Source organism: Rhizobium sullae, from assembly GCF_025200715.1.
Classification (GTDB): Bacteria; Pseudomonadota; Alphaproteobacteria; order Rhizobiales; family Rhizobiaceae; genus Rhizobium; species Rhizobium sullae.
The window spans coordinates 3,234,621-3,249,906 of record NZ_CP104143.1 but is presented as its reverse complement, the minus strand read 5'-3'; the positions used below and the strand labels follow the sequence as shown (position 1 = coordinate 3,249,906).

The window sequence follows — 15,286 nt, the reverse complement described above, 5'->3', positions numbered from 1 at the left end:
TTCCTTACCAGCCTATGACTTGCCCAAGGATATCCCGCAAGCGCGACTGTTACAGATAACATTATTGTGGCCAAGGTTTGGCCGCAATCCGGTCACGTATGTTGTGGGAGTTATGCGAGGTTCCGGCCCATGGCGAGGAATTTCTGCCTGCGATCCCTGCGCAATTGCTCGCCGGAACGCGGCGAAAGTTCGGCAAGGGCGCTGGCGATGACATCGCCGGTGGCGGCGATGACGCTATCCGGATCGCGATGAGCGCCACCAAGCGGTTCGGGAATGATGCCGTCGATGATGCCAAGCGACTTCAGGTCTTCAGCCGTGATCTTCATGTTGGTTGCTGCTTCCCTGGCGCGGGTGGAATCGCGCCAGAGAATAGACGCTGCACCTTCCGGCGAAATCACGCTGTAGATCGAATGCTCGAGCATATAGACCTTGTTGCCGGTGGCGATCGCGATTGCTCCGCCGGAGCCGCCTTCGCCAATGATGACGGAGATAATCGGCACTTTCACGCCAAGGCACATTTCAGTTGAGCGGGCGATTGCTTCCGCCTGGCCGCGCTCTTCGGCGCCCACGCCCGGATAGGCGCCTGCGGTATCGACAAGCGTGATCACGGGAAGGCTGAAACGATCTGCCATTTCGAGAATGCGGATCGCCTTGCGGTAACCTTCCGGGCGGGCACTGCCGAAATTGTGCTTCAGGCGGCTCTTGGTGTCGCTGCCTTTCTCCTGGCCGATGACGGCAATCGGCTGGCCGCGAAAGCGTGCAAGGCCTGCCTGGATCGCTGCGTCCTCGGAGAACTTGCGGTCGCCGGCGAGCGGCGTGAATTCCTGGAAGAGCGTCTTTGCATAATCGACGAAGTGCGGGCGCTGCGGATGGCGCGCAACCTGCGTTTTCTGCCAGGCATTGAGCTTGGAATAGATATCGACCATCGCTTCGCGCACGCGAATTTCCAGCCTGCCGACCTCATCGGACGTATCGATGCTCTCGTCTTCGGAAGCGAGCTTCTTCAGTTCGATGATCTTGCCTTCGAGGTCGGAGATCGGCTTTTCGAAGTCGAGATAGTTGTGCATGAGGTGCGTTTCCGTTCCTTGTGCCCGGGGCATTCTTGCTGGCCTTGCCCCATGTCGCCGGTCCTATTCGTGCTTTTTCGCCTGTTTGGCAAGGGGGTGATGCGTCTGAACCAGTTGCTGCAGCCTTTCTTCAAGGACATGCGTGTAGATCTGTGTCGTGGAAATGTCGGAATGTCCGAGGAGTTCCTGAACCACACGAAGGTCGGCGCCGTTGGCAAGCAGATGGCTGGCAAAGGCGTGGCGCATGACGTGCGGCGAGATCAGAGACGGCGTCAATCCGGCACGGATTGCAAGGTTTTTCAAGTCACGCGCGAAGACCTGACGGGGCAGATAACCTTCCTTGGAGGCTGCCGGAAAAAGCCATGGACTATCAACCGGATCCTTCGCCTTTGCGGTCACTTCCGCAAGCAACCGGCCATAGGCCTTGAGTGCCGCGATGGCCGATTGAGACAGCGGTACGAGCCGCTCCTTGTTGCCCTTGCCGCGAATGATCAGAAAACGGCCCTCCTGATCGAGGACGCGTGCCGGCAGCGAAACGAGTTCGCTGACGCGCATTCCTGTCGCATAAAGCAGTTCCAGCAGCGCCAGCATCCGCCGGCGCTGTAATTGGCCATCCGCGGGGTCGTCGGCCTCGGTTTCTGCACGGGTCAACAGCTGCGTCACCTCGTCGACACCCATTGTTTTTGGCAGAGCTCGCCCCTTCTTGGGAGCATCGAGAACACCTGTCGGGTCGTCGACCCGCAGGCCCTCGGCATACAGGAACTTGTAGAATTGCCGCATGGCTGCCAGCCGGCGGGCTTGGGACGAAGACTTGAAGCCGCGTTTCGAGAGCGAGGAGAGGTAGGCAGCGAGATCGCCGGAGGCTGCTTCGGTCAGCCGCACGCTTTTGCCGTTCAGGAATGCATGGAGATCATCGAGATCCCGTTCATAGGATTGCAGCGTGTTTACGGCTGCACCTCGCTCCGCACTCATCATCTCGAGAAAGGCTTCCACGTGGGCGCGGCTCAAATCTCTCATCGGATCATTTCTTCGCCGGTTTGATCGTGCCGGTTGCCGGCGGGTTGATCCGTTCCGACGGGACTCGGATCGTCACGTCGCGAGGCTGCGGCTCCACGAATGTCACAAGCGCCACCATGCCGCCATAGATCGCCCCGGCGATGATCGCCAGGACAGCCAGTAGACGGAAGAGGGTTGGCATTTCTTAACTCCATGAGCTCTGCCTCTTTTATGAAGAAGCGGGTTTGCGTGCAAGAAGCGGCTTTTGGACGATGTTTCCCTGGTCCGCGACTTGACGCTACACCCGCATTTGTCGATACCGTTTGCAAACAAAGTGTGAATGGACCGATGAGTGACCCAGTTCTGAAAGTGGGAGACAGCCTGAAAGACAGAGCTCGTGCCGCGCTCGGGTCCCGCAATCTGATCCTGGTTGGCCTCATGGGGGCTGGCAAATCCTCCGTCGGCCGTATCGTCGCCCATCAGCTAGGCGTTCCCTTCATCGACAGCGACGTGGAGATCGAGCGCGTCTCGCGGATGACGATCTCGGAGCTTTTCGCAGCTTACGGCGAAGAGGAGTTCCGCGCGCTGGAAACGCGCGTGATGAAGCGGCTGCTGAAGAGTGGTCCGCGCGTGATTTCCACCGGCGGCGGCGCTTTTGTCAATGAGCAGACGCGCAAGCACATCAAGAAGAGCGGCCTCTCCGTATGGCTGAAGGCCGATCTCGATGTGCTGTGGGAGCGGGTCAACAAGCGCGATACGCGCCCCCTCCTGAAGACCGAAAATCCGAAGCAAACGCTCAAAAACCTGATGAACGCGCGGTACCCGATTTATGCCGAAGCCGACATCACCGTGCTGTCGCGCGATGTGCGCAAGGAAATCATGGCCGACGAAGTCCTGAAAGCCATGATCGAAGCCCAAACCGAAAGTGCCGTTTCATGAATGCGATCACCTCTTCGTCCGAACGAAAGGTTCATGTACCGCTCGGCGAGCGTGCCTACGACATACTGATCGGGCCGCGGCTGATAGAACGCGCCGGAGCGGAAATCGCATCGAGGCTGAAAGGCCGCAAAGCTGCGATCGTCACGGATGAGCACGTCGCGCCGCTCTATCTCGAAGCTCTGGTTAGAAGTCTCGAATGCTCGGGCATCGTATCCGCGCAGCTTGTGCTGCCCGCCGGCGAGAAGACGAAAAGCTTCGAGCATCTGATGACCGTCTGCGATAAGGTGCTGGAGGCGCGCGTCGAGCGGAACGACTTTGTGATTGCGCTTGGCGGCGGCGTCATCGGCGATCTCGCTGGCTTTGCCGCTGGCATCGTGCGTCGCGGTGTGCGCTTCGTGCAGGTGCCGACATCCTTGCTTTCGCAGGTAGATTCCTCCGTCGGCGGCAAGACGGGCATCAACAGCCGACACGGCAAGAACCTTGTCGGCGTCTTCCACCAGCCGGATCTGGTTCTTGCCGATACGGATGTCTTAAACTCGCTCAGCGAGCGCGAATTCCGCGCCGGCTACGCCGAAGTCGCGAAATACGGTCTCATCGACAAACCGGATTTTTTCGCTTGGCTTGAAACAAACTGGAACGCCGTCTTTGCCGGCGGCTCTGCGCGTATCGACGCGATTGCCACAAGCTGTCAGGCGAAATCAGATGTCGTGGTCGCCGACGAGCGCGAGAACGGTCCGCGCGCGCTTCTCAATCTCGGCCATACTTTTGGGCACGCTCTGGAGGCGGCCACGGCCTATGACAGCACCCGCCTGGTGCACGGCGAGGGCGTTTCGATCGGCATGGTTCTCGCGCATGAGTTTTCGGCGCGCATGAACCTTGCGAGCCCAGATGATGCGAGGCGTGTCGAAAAGCATCTGAAAGAGGTCGGCCTGCCAACGCGCATGTCCGATATTCCGGGCTCCCTTCCGCCGGCTGAAAAGCTGCTCGACGCGATGGCGCAGGACAAGAAGGTGAAGAACGGCAAGTTCACCTTCATCCTGACGCACGGCATTGGCCAGTCCTTCATCGCCGATGACGTCCCGGCTTCAGAAGTGTTGAGTTTTCTCAAGGAAAAGCAGCCGAAATGACGCTTGAAGGCACGCTGGCATTTCTTTCGGTTTACTGGCCGGAAATTGTTTCCATCGTGGCCCTCGTGCTCCTGTCCGCTTTCTTCTCCGGCTCGGAAACGGCACTGACGGCGGCTTCGCGCAGCCGCATGCATACGCTGGAGGTCAATGGCGACAAACGGGCCGGCCTCGTGCGCCAGCTGATCGAGCGACGCGACCGGTTGATCGGCGCGCTGCTGATCGGCAACAATCTCGCAAACATTCTGTCTTCGTCTCTGGCGACCAGCATATTCCTCGGTCTCTTTGGGCGTCCGGGTGTAGGGCTCGCAACCCTTGCGATGACGGTAATCCTCGTCATCTTCGCGGAAGTACTGCCGAAGAGCTGGGCGATTTCGTCGCCGGACCGTTTTTCGCTGGGCGTCGCCCTGCCGGTAAAGCTCTTCGTTGCGGTCGTGGGCCCGGTCTCGTCTTTCGTCAATGCGCTTGTCCGCTGGATTCTGGCGTTCTTCGGCATTAACTTTTCACGCGAAACGTCGATGCTAACAGCCCATGAGGAACTGCGTGGCGCCGTCGATTTCCTGCATCGCGAGGGTGCAGTGGTGAAGGCTGACCGGGACCGCTTTGGCGGGATACTTGATCTCAGCCAGCTCGAACTCTCCGACATCATGGTCCACCGTACGGCGATGCGGGCGATCAATGCCGACGATGCGCCGGAAGCAGTGGTTCGCACGATCCTAGAGAGTCCTTATACGCGCATGCCGCTCTGGCGCGGTTCGATCGACAACATCATCGGCGTTGTCCATGCAAAAGACCTGCTGCGCGCCCTCGCCGAGCCGAATGTGGAGGCGGAAAATCTCGACATCGTCAAGATCTCGCAGAAGCCATGGTTCGTGCCGGACAGCACCAATCTCGAAGACCAGCTCAATGCCTTCCTGCGCCGCAAGCAGCATTTCGCCGTGGTTGTCGACGAGTACGGCGAAGTGCAGGGCATCGTGACGCTCGAGGACATCCTCGAGGAAATCGTCGGCGATATTTCCGATGAGCACGATATCGACATGCAGGGCGTTCGCCAGGAATCGGACGGCTCGATCATTGTCGACGGGAGCGTGCCGATCCGGGACCTGAACCGCGCGCTCGATTGGCAGTTGCCCGACGATGAGGCGACGACGATCGCCGGCCTCGTCATCCATGAATCGATGACGATCCCGGAAGAGCGGCAGGCCTTCACTTTTTACGGCAAGCGTTTCATCGTCATGAAACGCGAGAAGAACCGCATCACCAGACTGCGCATCCGGCCCGCCGCGGAGAACGAGATCAAGTCGCTCTAAATGCTATCCGGTCGCTCCCTGGCTGGTAAGCAGGCGCAGGATTTGCACTTCTTTCGGCAGCTCGATCAGAAATTCGCTGTCGCGCTCAAGGTGATGGATCTTCGTGGGATCGGCGCCGGCAAAGGTGCTCATCGCCTCGATATTCTCCCAATAGGAGATCGTCACAAACTCGCTTTCCGTTTCCCGGTCTTCGCGAAATGTCTGGACGCCGAGTGCTTTCTCAATCAGCGGCTTGACGCCCGTTTCGTAGTTATAGGCTTCGTATTCATCAGCCTTGGCTCTTGGCGTGCATCCGCGCCAGATGCGGGCGATCGTCGGCTTCGTCATCCCTGCTTCCTCCTTGGTGAAAGGAAGACAAACGCCTATATGACGGACGTGTTCCGCTACCAGCTAGTTGCTTCGCCGGGTGCGGCGAGCTCTACCGCGAGCGCATGCAGCCCGGCATCGAGTTCCGGCTTCAGCAGTTCGGTGACGGCGCGGTGGCGGGCGAGCCTCGTCATTCCTGCAAACTTGGCCGAGACGATGCGCACGCGAATGTGCGTTTCACCGGTACCAGTGAAACCTGGTTGATGGCCGGCATGCAGGTGGCTTTCGTTGATGACGCTCAGGCGCTCAGGCGCAAAAGCTTCGGTCAGTTTTTCTTCGATGCGGGTCAGAAGGGTCACGATTTCGTCCGGTTGCTTCGCAAAAAGGGGGTTCCCACCAAGCCAGCAACAATCGTGTTTGTCAATTCTTGTTGTCGCCTCTTCGCAGGCCCATAATTAGCGCCGTCATGAGACTCGATTCCAAATATTTCGACCGCATTCGTACCCGCCGCAAGCGCGAGCAGGAAACCGAGCAGGCTCCTCCAGTCTGCCAGTGGGACGGCTGCGACAAAAAAGGCGTGCATCGCGCTCCCGTCGGACGCAATGCCGAAGGTCAGTTCTTTCTTTTCTGCTTCGAGCACGTCAAAGAATACAACAAGGGCTACAATTATTTTTCCGGCCTTTCGGACGGCGAAATCGCGCGCTATCAGAAGGAAGCGGTTACCGGCCACCGCCCGACCTGGACCGTCGGCGTCAACAAGGCGGCGAAGGACAGCCCGCTGCATTCCGATATCCGTTCCGGCGCCTATAGCCGCGTGCGCGATCCCTTCGGTTTCGTCAGCGGCGCCAAGGGCAGCGGTCCGCGCTTTCCGGAACCACGCAAGCTGAAGAGTCTGGAGGCTAAGGCCTTCGATACGATGGGGCTGCAGGCAAGTGCCACCTCTGCCGAGATCAAGACCCGCTACAAGGAACTGGTCAAGAAGCATCATCCCGATGCCAACGGCGGCGACCGCGGTTCCGAAGAGCGCTTCCGCGCCGTCATCCAGGCCTATCAATTGTTGAAGCAGAACGGTTTTTGTTAATTCCTGTCCTTGCTCTCCGCTTTCAATCGGGTATGGTCCAAATCGGCTGAGGCCGCAGGCAAACGCGGCATGGATCTGTGCGTTTTGCCATCGCCGCCTTTGCCAACCTTCCGGACGCGGCGTTTCTTGTCCGGGACTTTGTTCCAGAATGCTCGCACGCGGTCATTATCCCGCCGAGGTTTCGCTTCAGTCCCGGAGAAGTATCGCCGACGCTCCCACCTTGAAACGGCGCGGAACAAAGCTGCGGCGTCATGGTTGCGAAATGGCCTGAGATAGTATGGCCGGGTGGAAGCACCCGCCTTGGAGACATGATGAGCAAGATTGACCTTGATATTTCCGAGCTTCCAGACACCACCGTTTCGGTCAGGGAGGTCTTCGGGATTGATTCCGATATCCGCGTACCGGCTTACAGCAAGGGCGATGCCTACGTTCCGGATCTCGATAACGACTATCTCTTCGATCGCGAGACGACGCTCGCCATTCTTGCGGGCTTTGCGCATAATCGGCGCGTCATGATCTCCGGCTATCACGGCACTGGCAAATCCTCGCATATCGAGCAGGTCGCTGCCCGTCTCAACTGGCCGTGCGTGCGCATCAATCTCGACAGCCATGTCAGCCGTATCGATCTCGTCGGCAAGGATGCGATTGTCGTCAGGGACGGCCTTCAGGTCACGGAATTCAAGGACGGCATCCTGCCCTGGGCCTATCAGCACAATGTCGCGCTCGTCTTCGATGAATATGACGCCGGCCGTCCGGACGTCATGTTCGTCATTCAGCGCGTGCTGGAATCCTCCGGTCGCCTGACGCTGCTCGACCAGAGCCGCGTCATCCGTCCGCATCCGGCCTTCCGGCTGTTCGCGACGGCCAACACCATCGGCCTTGGCGATACGACCGGCCTCTATCACGGCACGCAGCAGATCAACCAGGCGCAGATGGACCGCTGGTCGATCGTGACGACGCTGAATTACCTGCCGCACGAACATGAAGTGAATATCGTCGCCGCCAAGGTGAAGAGCTTTGGGAAAGACAAGAACGGCCGAGACATCGTCTCCAAGATGGTCCGAGTTGCCGATCTGACGCGCGCTTCGTTCATGAATGGCGATCTCTCGACCGTCATGAGTCCGCGCACGGTCATCACCTGGGCCGAAAACGCTGATATCTTCGGCGATCTCGCCTTCGCCTTCCGCGTCACCTTCCTCAACAAGTGCGACGAACTGGAGCGTCCGCTGGTCGCCGAGCACTATCAGCGCGCCTTCGGTATCGAGCTCAAGGAAAGCGCAGCCAACATCGTGCTGGAGGCCTAAGGCCGGTCGATCATGGTGTCTCGTGGTGACAATTCGAAAGCAAAGCCGAACGGCCCGGTCGACGTCGAGCCGTTGCGGCGTGCGATAACCGGCTGCGTCCGGGCGATTGCGGGCGACAGCGAGGTCGAGGTGACGTTCGCCAACGAACGCCCTGGCATGACGGCTGAGCGTATTCGCCTGCCGGAACTTTCCAAGCGGCCGACGGCGCATGAGCTGGCGGTGACCCGCGGGCTCGGCGATTCCATGGCTCTTCGGCTTGCCTGCCACGATGAGAAGGTCCATGCGACGATGGCGCCGCAGGGTCCGGACGCGCGGGCGATTTTCGATGCCGTCGAACAGGCGCGCGTCGAATCGATCGGCACGCTGCGCATGGAGGGTGTGGCCGCGAACCTGCGTTCCATGGCCGAGGAGAAATACGCGAAAGCGAATTTCACAGGCATCGAGCGGCAGGAGGATGCGCCGGTCAGCGAAGCTGTCGCCATGATGGTGCGCGAGAAACTGACCGGCCAGAAGCCGCCGGCCTCTGCGGGAAAGGTTCTCGATCTCTGGCGGCCCTTTATAGAGGAGAAGGCGGGCTCCGAACTCGATGACCTCGCAAGCGTCATCAATGACCAGCAGGCCTTCTCGAAGGCGATCCGCCACATGCTCTCCGCCATGGAAATGGCGGAAGAATACGGCGGTGACGACAGCGAACCCGACCAGGACGACGAGCAGGATCAGCAAGACCAGCCGAATGGCGACGAGTCCGATCAAGACGAAGTGGATGACGACGCCGGCACGGACGCTGCTCCTGTTGAGGACAGCGAGGTCGCCGACGAGCAGATGGAAGACGGCGAGACCGAGGGCGCCGAGATCTCCGACGACGACATGATGGAAGAGGGCGAGGACGATTCGGAAACGCCGGGCGAAACCCGTCGTCCGAACACGCCTTTTGCCGATTTCAACGAGAAGGTCGATTATCACGTCTTTACCGAAGAGTTCGACGAGATCATCACTGCCGAGGAGCTTTGCGACGCTGCCGAACTGGAGCGCCTGCGCGCCTTCCTCGACAAGCAACTCGCGCACCTGCAGGGCGCTGTCGGCCGGCTCGCCAATCGACTGCAGCGCCGGCTGATGGCGCAGCAGAGCCGCTCCTGGGACTTCGACTTGGAAGAGGGCTATCTCGATACGGCCCGCCTGCAGCGCATCATCATTGATCCGATGCAGCCGCTGTCCTTCAAGATGGAGCGGGACACACAGTTCCGCGATACGGTCGTGACGCTGCTGATCGACAATTCGGGCTCGATGCGCGGACGCCCGATCACCGTTGCAGCCACCTGCGCCGATATTCTGGCCCGCACGCTGGAGCGTTGCGGCGTCAAGGTCGAGATCCTTGGCTTCACGACCAAGGCCTGGAAGGGCGGGCAGGCGCGCGAGAGCTGGCTTGCCGGCGGCAAGCCGCAGACGCCCGGCCGCCTCAACGACCTGCGTCACATCGTATACAAGTCTGCCGACGCGCCGTGGCGCCGCGCGCGCACCAATCTCGGCCTGATGATGCGCGAAGGGCTGCTCAAGGAAAACATCGACGGCGAAGCGCTGATTTGGGCGCATAACCGGCTTCTCGCGCGCCGCGAGCAGCGCCGCATCCTGATGATGATTTCGGATGGCGCGCCGGTCGATGATTCGACTCTGTCGGTCAATCCCGGCAACTACCTCGAGCGTCACCTGCGCGCTGTGATCGAACAGATCGAGACCCGTTCGCCGGTCGAACTGCTGGCGATCGGCATCGGCCACGACGTGACGCGCTATTATCGCCGTGCCGTGACCATCGTGGACGCGGATGAGCTTGCAGGTGCTATGACCGAGCAGCTTGCCTCACTCTTCGAAGATCAGGCAGCGCAGCCGCGCGGCGGCCGCCTGCGACGTGCAAGCTGATGCCGAAAGGAACCGGCGCTTGATGATCCGTTTGTCCCGCGCCGCTTTGCTTGCTCTTTGTCTCGCGGGGGATGCTTCGATCGCGGTTGCGGGCGAGAGCGTGGATGTCAGCAGCCGCGTCATTTCGACCTTCAAGATCGGCTCCAGCGAGACCAAGTTCGGGCCGCTGGAATTCCTTGGTGGGCTGGAGATGGTGTCTGGCAACCCGCTCTTCGGCTCGTGGTCGTCGATCCGTTTCAGACCGGATGGGAAGCATTTCGTCGGTGTGCTGGATACCGGCCACTGGCTGACCGGCAGCATTGAACGTGACCAGCAGGACAAGCTTTCCGGTGTGTCCGGCGTTGGAATCGCGCCCATGCGAAACGGAAGCGGGCGGACTTTCGAGGGCAAAGGGCACATGGACGCCGAGGGTCTTGCCCTCAAGGGTGACCAGGTCCTAGTCTCCTTCGAACAAGACCATCGGGTCGAGGTCTACCCCGATCTTGGGTTCGAGACCTCGTCATCGGTTGCCTCCATCCCGCTTCTCGTGCCGATGAGATCACTCCGAGGCGGCCGCGGCTTTGAGACGCTGGCGGCGGCTCCGCCCGAAAGCGCTCTGAAGGGAGCGACCGTCATTATCTCGGAAGAGAGCCGGGATCGGGGGGGAAATGTCCACGGCGCGATCCTCGACGGTCCGCTCAAGGGACGCTTCGCGGTGACGCACAACGGCGATTTCGACCCGACGGACGGTGCCTTTCTGCCGGACGGCGATCTTCTGCTTCTGGAGCGGCGTTTCAACATCGCCAATGGCATCGGCATGCGCATCCGCCGTATCGCCGCGGCAGAGATCAGGCCGGACGCCGTCGTCGATGGCAAAATTTTATTGACGGCCGATTTCGGTTACCAGATCGACAATATGGAAGGCTTGGATGCCTTTCAGGCGCCGGACGGCAGCACGCATGTGATCATTGTTTCCGATGACAACCACTCCATTCTGGAGCGAAACCTCATGCTGGAATTTCGTCTCACTGAATAGAAGGCCCGCTCGAAGGCGGGCCTTCTGGCCATCAGCTTGCCCGGACCGGCTGCATCGGCCGCAGCACGTTCATGAGTGCGCCGTAGGGAAGCAGCATGACGAGACCCATGAGCATCTTCACCGAGAAATCGCTGATCGCCCAGGAAATCCACCGCGGCGCCTGAGCGGCAAACGCACCAAGGACCGGGGCCGGTTCCAGCGCAAACGGATCGTTCGGGCCGAGGAAGACGAAGAAGGCGGCAAAGGCGAAGGAGAAGAAGATCGCCGTATCGAGCGCCGAGCCGATGAGCGAACCGACGAGCGGCGCACGCCACCAGGTCTGGCGGCGAAGACGATTGAAGACGGCGATATCGAGCAGCTGGCCGGCGAGGTAAGCGGAACCAGAGGCGATCGCGATGCGCGGCACTGACGTGAAGAAGGAAAGCCCGATGCCGACGACGAAGCCGGCGAACACGACCTTTCGCGCTGCCTGAGGGCCGAACTGGCGATTCGTGAGGTCGGTGATCAGGAAGGCGACCGGATAAGTGAATGCGCCCCAGGTCAGGATGTCGGCAAGGTTGATGCCTGCGATTTCGGCAGTCAACGGGAACTGGACGAGGAAGTTGGAAGCCACGACGACGAGCGTCATCAGGGCGATATAGAGGAGGGTATAGCGGGTCTTCAGCATTTTTTTATCCTGGGTGATGCCACCAGTTGGATCATTGGGCCGGCAAAGCAAAAGGCTTGTCCGGTATTCGCCGTGCAAGCCTTTGAAGCCGTATCGAAGAAGATGTCGAAGCTTATGCGGCTTCGGCGGTCTTCTTGACGATCTGACGGCGCAGCAGACGAGCGCGCATCGACAGTTCGTTTTCGCTTGCCTTGACCAGGAAGGCATCGAGGCCACCGCGATGCTCGACGGAGCGTAGGGCAGCAGCCGAAACACGCAGACGGTAGCGCTGGCCGAGAGCGTCGGAGATCAGCGTAACCTGGCACAGGTTCGGCAGGAACCGACGCTTGGTCTTGTTGTTGGCATGGCTGACATTGTTACCAGTCAGGACGGCCTTGCCGGTCAATTCGCACACGCGGGACATTGAACACCTATTCTTGTTTTTCTAGACCATCGAATTGCGATGCCCCGACAAACGCGGGTCTGCAATCCAACAGGCCATAATTGGAAAGTTGCGGTTCTATAGTCAGGCCGGCCGCCCGCGTCAAGCCAAACCTTGGCCTTTCCCGCAATTCCGTCAAAAAGCTCGTGTTTGCTTGGATAGCGGCAGGAGTATAGACCGTTTGTGCAGGGCATTGTCTGCCCGTGAAAAAGGCTCTCTTCATGGCTCATTTGGGCAAGCGGATTTTCCTATCGTTAATTGCAGCGCTGGTGTCCATTCCAGCCAGCGCGGCCGAAATCCGTCATCGCACGGAGTACAAGGTTGCCCTCGGGATTCTGCCGATTGCACGCGCCGCCTTCGTGACCCAAATCGGAAATGATCAGCGCTACCAGGTTTCAGGCAATATCAGCTCGGCGGGCCTTGCCGATCTTGTGACGAACATTGCTGCGAAGACCAGCGTCACCGGTGTCCTGCGCAACGACCGGCTCCAGGCGCAGCGCTACTACCTCTACTACAAGAGCGGCAAACGCGTGCGCACCTATGAAGTCCGCTATAGAAACGGCAATATCGTCTCAACGACGGTGAAACCGGAACGGCGCCAGCCGCGTAACTGGGTCGATGTCAAGCCGGGCGATATGCGCTCTGTCCTTGATCCCATCTCCGGATTGATCTTCCCGGCGGATACGAAGCTCTGCTCGCAGCGCTTACCGATCTATGATGGCGAGATGCGCATGGACCTCGTGCTTTCGCCAAAGGGTTCCGAGGACTTCAAGACGGATGGATTCTCAGGCAAGGCGACGGTCTGCGGTGTGCGTTTCGTGCCGAGGTCTGGCTACAGGAAGGGCCGCAAGGATATCGACTACCTGAGCAGAAGCGGCAATATGGAAATCTGGTTTGCAAAGGCGGATGCCGCGAATGTATATGCTCCGGTCTATGTCCGCATTCCGACGCAATACGGAACGGTGACGATTACCGCGGTGAAATATCGCGCAAGCTGACGGAGTTGGTCTCCGTGAAGGGGGACAGGTGAAGCTTCGGGCGACATTGATCGGGTTCACGGCCATTTTGATGTGGTCGTTTCTGGCGCTCTTCACCGCAGCGTCCGGTAAGATGCCGCCGTTCCAACTTTCGGCGATCTGTTTTGCGATCGGCAGCATCCCGGGCTTCATCGTGCTGATCCTCAATCCGTCGCGCGTGGCGCTCCTGAAGCAGCCAGCCAAGGTCTGGATCATCGGCATCGCGGGTCTTTTCGGCTATCACTTCCTCTATTTCACGGCGCTCCGGAATGCGCCCGCGGTCGAGGCGGGGCTGATTGCCTATCTCTGGCCGTTGCTCATCGTTGTCGGCTCGGCGCTGCTGCCGGGCGAACGGCTGCGCTGGTATCATGTGGCAGGGGCGCTTGCAGGGCTCTGCGGCACATTCCTGATCGTGAGCCGCAACGGCATCGATTTCGACGGTGCATATGCCGCCGGTTATGGCGCGGCGTTTCTTTGCGCCTTCACTTGGTCCGGTTACTCGCTGCTGACGCGGCGCTTCGACGCGGTTTCGACCGATGTCGTCACCGGCTTCTGCCTTGCGACCTCCATTTTGTCGTTTCTCTGCCATCTCGGCCTGGAAATGACCGTCTGGCCGGAAACGGCCCTCGAATGGATCGCCGTCGCCGGTCTTGGGCTCTTCCCGGTCGGTGCAGCCTTCTATGCCTGGGATTACGGCGTCAAGAACGGCGACATCCAGATCCTCGGCGCGGCAAGCTATGCGGCGCCGCTGCTTTCGACGCTTATCCTGACGATATTCGGTTTTGCCGAGCCAAGCTGGCGTATCGCGCTTGCCTGCCTGCTGGTCACCGGCGGTGCGGTGCTTGCGGCTCAGGAAATGTTTCGCCGCAAAAGCGTCGGGGAACAGACTGCAGCGGCTGAATAGGTCTCAGCCGCCCGGTTTCCAATTTGGCGGTGCCATTTCAAATTTCGAGAATTCGAACCCGGGCGCCACTGTGCAGCCAACAAGCGTGTATTCGCCGAGCGTTTCTGCTGATTGCCACCAGTTTGCCGGAATGACCGCCTGCGGGCGCTCGCCGTTTGCCAAGTCTGTGCCCAGCCGCAAGGTTTCGCTTTTCGCGCCGTTTTCGGACCGGTGGAGCGCCAGCGGCGCACCGGCGTAGTAATGCCAGACCTCCGCCGCATCGTGAACGCGATGCCAATGCGAACGCTGCCCTGCCCTCAGCAGGTAATAAATCGCCGTCGAATGTCCGCGATCTCCACCGTTGTCGTCGCGAAACGTTTGTACGTACCAGCCGCCTTCCGGATGCGGCTGCATCGACAGCGCCGCGATAATCTCGTCGGGAACCATCAGAAATTGTCCTTGCGCCTGCGGATCTCCGCAAAGACTTCCTCATTCGTCTTGCTTTCCATCAGGAGATTGCGGCGGATCGCGGGATCCGCGGCACGAAGGAAAGGATTAGTTTCCTTTTCCAGGGCCAGCGTCGTCGGGATGGTGAACCTGCCTTCAGCGCGCAAAGCTTCGATCTCTGCTGCACGCGTCTTCAGCCGCTCGTTGGCCGGATCGATCGTCAAGGCGAAACGGGCGTTCGAAAGCGTATATTCATGGCCGAAATAGATTGCCGTTTCGTCCGGCAGAACGGCCAGCTTCTGAAGTGAATGCCACATATCCGCGGCCGGACGCTCGAAGAGACGGCCACAGCCGAGCGCAAAGAGCGTATCGGCGGCAAAGAGCAGTTTGTCGTCGGCGAAGTGGTAACAGATATGGCCCGCGGTATGACCCGGCGTTTCGATGACGTTGACCGTGTGGTCACCGAAGAGGAAGCTGTCGCCATCGGCCATCGATTTGTCGAGGCCGGGAATTGCAATAGCTTCGTTGACCGGACCGATGATTTCACAGCCGAACTGCTCTTTCAGCGCCAGATTGCCTTCGACATGATCAGTGTGGTGATGCGTGGTGAAGATGTGCGAAATCTTCCATCCGCGCCGCTTTGCAGCCGATGCTACGGCTGCCTCTTCCGGCGCGTCGATCGACGCGGTCAGCCCGGACTCCGGATCATGCACGAGAACGCCAAAATTATCGGATCGGCAGAGAAAAACTTCTAATTCCAAGGCTTTCATTGTCCAAACGGCCTCTTTCCCACAAA

The 15,286-nt window shown here is 59.8% G+C and carries 18 protein-coding genes; 9 read left to right on the top strand and 9 right to left on the bottom strand.

The features are described 5' to 3' along the window. Nucleotides 1-110 precede the first annotated feature (110 nt). The 3 genes from N2599_RS16320 to N2599_RS16310 all read right to left on the bottom strand — a co-directional run bounded on the left by N2599_RS16320 (nt 111) and on the right by N2599_RS16310 (nt 2,265). On the bottom strand, nt 111-1,067 hold the full coding sequence (locus N2599_RS16320) for an acetyl-CoA carboxylase carboxyltransferase subunit alpha (RefSeq protein WP_027512364.1): 957 nt from the start codon (nt 1,065-1,067) through the stop codon (nt 111-113). Nucleotides 1,068-1,130: 63 nt separating this feature from the next. Beyond that, a complete protein-coding gene (xerD, locus tag N2599_RS16315; RefSeq protein WP_027512363.1) occupies nt 1,131-2,084 on the bottom strand; it encodes a site-specific tyrosine recombinase XerD in 954 nt (317 codons plus the stop codon). Nucleotides 2,085-2,088: 4 nt separating this feature from the next. After that, a complete protein-coding gene (locus N2599_RS16310) occupies nt 2,089-2,265 on the bottom strand; it encodes a hypothetical protein (RefSeq protein WP_027512362.1) in 177 nt (58 codons plus the stop codon). A 146-nt stretch (nt 2,266-2,411) separates the two neighbouring features. On the opposite strand from N2599_RS16310, the gene N2599_RS16305 reads away from it, so the two are divergent. The 3 genes from N2599_RS16305 to N2599_RS16295 are packed head-to-tail and all read left to right on the top strand — an operon-like array spanning nt 2,412 to nt 5,436. Continuing rightward, nucleotides 2,412-3,002, top strand: a complete 591-nt coding sequence (locus N2599_RS16305; RefSeq protein WP_027512361.1) for a shikimate kinase — start codon at nt 2,412-2,414, stop codon at nt 3,000-3,002. After that, nucleotides 2,999-4,129, top strand: coding sequence for a 3-dehydroquinate synthase (gene aroB / locus N2599_RS16300; RefSeq protein ID WP_027512360.1), 1,131 nt, complete (start codon nt 2,999-3,001; stop codon nt 4,127-4,129). The genes N2599_RS16305 and aroB overlap by 4 nt, the downstream gene beginning before the upstream one ends. Beyond that, complete coding sequence (locus tag N2599_RS16295; RefSeq protein WP_027512359.1) at nt 4,126-5,436, top strand: HlyC/CorC family transporter; 1,311 nt, start codon at nt 4,126-4,128, stop codon at nt 5,434-5,436. The genes aroB and N2599_RS16295 overlap by 4 nt, the downstream gene beginning before the upstream one ends. Before the next feature lie 3 nt (nt 5,437-5,439). Here the strand turns inward: N2599_RS16295 and N2599_RS16290 are convergent, their stop codons facing one another. Together N2599_RS16290 and N2599_RS16285 are read right to left on the bottom strand one after the other, a co-directional pair. Beyond that, entirely contained in the window at nt 5,440-5,763 is a 324-nt protein-coding gene (locus tag N2599_RS16290; protein WP_027512358.1) for a hypothetical protein, read from the bottom strand. Nucleotides 5,764-5,819: 56 nt separating this feature from the next. Beyond that, complete coding sequence (locus tag N2599_RS16285; protein WP_027512357.1) at nt 5,820-6,104, bottom strand: BolA family protein; 285 nt, start codon at nt 6,102-6,104, stop codon at nt 5,820-5,822. Between the two features lie 104 nt (nt 6,105-6,208). Between N2599_RS16285 and N2599_RS16280 the strand changes: the two genes are divergently transcribed. The 4 genes from N2599_RS16280 to N2599_RS16265 all read left to right on the top strand — a co-directional run bounded on the left by N2599_RS16280 (nt 6,209) and on the right by N2599_RS16265 (nt 11,056). Then, complete coding sequence (locus N2599_RS16280) at nt 6,209-6,823, top strand: J domain-containing protein (protein ID WP_027512356.1); 615 nt, start codon at nt 6,209-6,211, stop codon at nt 6,821-6,823. 311 nt (nt 6,824-7,134) lie between these two features. Then, nucleotides 7,135-8,127, top strand: a complete 993-nt coding sequence (gene cobS, locus N2599_RS16275; protein ID WP_027512355.1) for a cobaltochelatase subunit CobS — start codon at nt 7,135-7,137, stop codon at nt 8,125-8,127. 12 nt (nt 8,128-8,139) lie between these two features. After that, nucleotides 8,140-10,041, top strand: coding sequence for a cobaltochelatase subunit CobT (cobT, locus tag N2599_RS16270; RefSeq protein ID WP_027512354.1), 1,902 nt, complete (start codon nt 8,140-8,142; stop codon nt 10,039-10,041). 22 nt (nt 10,042-10,063) lie between these two features. After that, nucleotides 10,064-11,056 (top strand): esterase-like activity of phytase family protein, encoded by a 993-nt coding sequence (locus N2599_RS16265; protein ID WP_027512353.1) that lies wholly within the window; start codon nt 10,064-10,066, stop codon nt 11,054-11,056. A 31-nt stretch (nt 11,057-11,087) separates the two neighbouring features. On the opposite strand, the gene N2599_RS16260 is transcribed toward N2599_RS16265, so the two are convergent. Next, complete coding sequence (locus N2599_RS16260; protein WP_027512352.1) at nt 11,088-11,723, bottom strand: queuosine precursor transporter; 636 nt, start codon at nt 11,721-11,723, stop codon at nt 11,088-11,090. A gap of 112 nt (nt 11,724-11,835) precedes the next feature. Continuing rightward, on the bottom strand, nt 11,836-12,126 hold the full coding sequence (gene rpmB / locus N2599_RS16255) for a 50S ribosomal protein L28 (protein ID WP_027512351.1): 291 nt from the start codon (nt 12,124-12,126) through the stop codon (nt 11,836-11,838). Nucleotides 12,127-12,365: 239 nt separating this feature from the next. On the opposite strand from rpmB, the gene N2599_RS16250 reads away from it, so the two are divergent. Further along, a complete protein-coding gene (locus N2599_RS16250) occupies nt 12,366-13,142 on the top strand; it encodes a DUF3108 domain-containing protein (protein WP_027512350.1) in 777 nt (258 codons plus the stop codon). Between the two features lie 28 nt (nt 13,143-13,170). After that, on the top strand, nt 13,171-14,064 hold the full coding sequence (gene yddG, locus N2599_RS16245; protein ID WP_027512349.1) for an aromatic amino acid exporter YddG: 894 nt from the start codon (nt 13,171-13,173) through the stop codon (nt 14,062-14,064). Between the two features lie 3 nt (nt 14,065-14,067). Here the strand turns inward: yddG and N2599_RS16240 are convergent, their stop codons facing one another. Then, nucleotides 14,068-14,490 carry a cupin domain-containing protein gene (locus tag N2599_RS16240; protein ID WP_027512348.1) on the bottom strand — a complete coding sequence of 141 codons (423 nt, stop codon included), beginning with the start codon at nt 14,488-14,490 and terminating at the stop codon, nt 14,068-14,070. Further along, on the bottom strand, nt 14,490-15,260 hold the full coding sequence (gloB, locus tag N2599_RS16235) for a hydroxyacylglutathione hydrolase (RefSeq protein WP_027512347.1): 771 nt from the start codon (nt 15,258-15,260) through the stop codon (nt 14,490-14,492). Before gloB ends, N2599_RS16240 begins: the two co-directional genes overlap by 1 nt. Nucleotides 15,261-15,286: the final 26 nt, after the last annotated feature.

What these genes read in the sequence shown, in the direction of transcription:
- xerD (WP_027512363.1), bottom strand. Translation starts at nt 2,084, where the DNA reads ATGAGAGATTTGAGCCGCGCCCACGTGGAAGCCTTTCTCGAGATGATG.
- aroB (WP_027512360.1), top strand. Translation starts at nt 2,999, where the DNA reads ATGAATGCGATCACCTCTTCGTCCGAACGAAAGGTTCATGTACCGCTC.
- N2599_RS16295 (WP_027512359.1), top strand. Translation starts at nt 4,126, where the DNA reads ATGACGCTTGAAGGCACGCTGGCATTTCTTTCGGTTTACTGGCCGGAA.
- N2599_RS16240 (WP_027512348.1), bottom strand. Translation starts at nt 14,490, where the DNA reads ATGGTTCCCGACGAGATTATCGCGGCGCTGTCGATGCAGCCGCATCCG.
- N2599_RS16320 (WP_027512364.1), bottom strand. Translation starts at nt 1,067, where the DNA reads ATGCACAACTATCTCGACTTCGAAAAGCCGATCTCCGACCTCGAAGGC.
- gloB (WP_027512347.1), bottom strand. Translation starts at nt 15,260, where the DNA reads ATGAAAGCCTTGGAATTAGAAGTTTTTCTCTGCCGATCCGATAATTTT.
- N2599_RS16310 (WP_027512362.1), bottom strand. Translation starts at nt 2,265, where the DNA reads ATGCCAACCCTCTTCCGTCTACTGGCTGTCCTGGCGATCATCGCCGGG.
- cobT (WP_027512354.1), top strand. Translation starts at nt 8,140, where the DNA reads ATGGTGTCTCGTGGTGACAATTCGAAAGCAAAGCCGAACGGCCCGGTC.
- N2599_RS16260 (WP_027512352.1), bottom strand. Translation starts at nt 11,723, where the DNA reads ATGCTGAAGACCCGCTATACCCTCCTCTATATCGCCCTGATGACGCTC.
- N2599_RS16290 (WP_027512358.1), bottom strand. Translation starts at nt 5,763, where the DNA reads ATGACGAAGCCGACGATCGCCCGCATCTGGCGCGGATGCACGCCAAGA.
- N2599_RS16305 (WP_027512361.1), top strand. Translation starts at nt 2,412, where the DNA reads ATGAGTGACCCAGTTCTGAAAGTGGGAGACAGCCTGAAAGACAGAGCT.
- rpmB (WP_027512351.1), bottom strand. Translation starts at nt 12,126, where the DNA reads ATGTCCCGCGTGTGCGAATTGACCGGCAAGGCCGTCCTGACTGGTAAC.
- cobS (WP_027512355.1), top strand. Translation starts at nt 7,135, where the DNA reads ATGAGCAAGATTGACCTTGATATTTCCGAGCTTCCAGACACCACCGTT.
- N2599_RS16265 (WP_027512353.1), top strand. Translation starts at nt 10,064, where the DNA reads ATGATCCGTTTGTCCCGCGCCGCTTTGCTTGCTCTTTGTCTCGCGGGG.
- N2599_RS16280 (WP_027512356.1), top strand. Translation starts at nt 6,209, where the DNA reads ATGAGACTCGATTCCAAATATTTCGACCGCATTCGTACCCGCCGCAAG.
- N2599_RS16250 (WP_027512350.1), top strand. Translation starts at nt 12,366, where the DNA reads ATGGCTCATTTGGGCAAGCGGATTTTCCTATCGTTAATTGCAGCGCTG.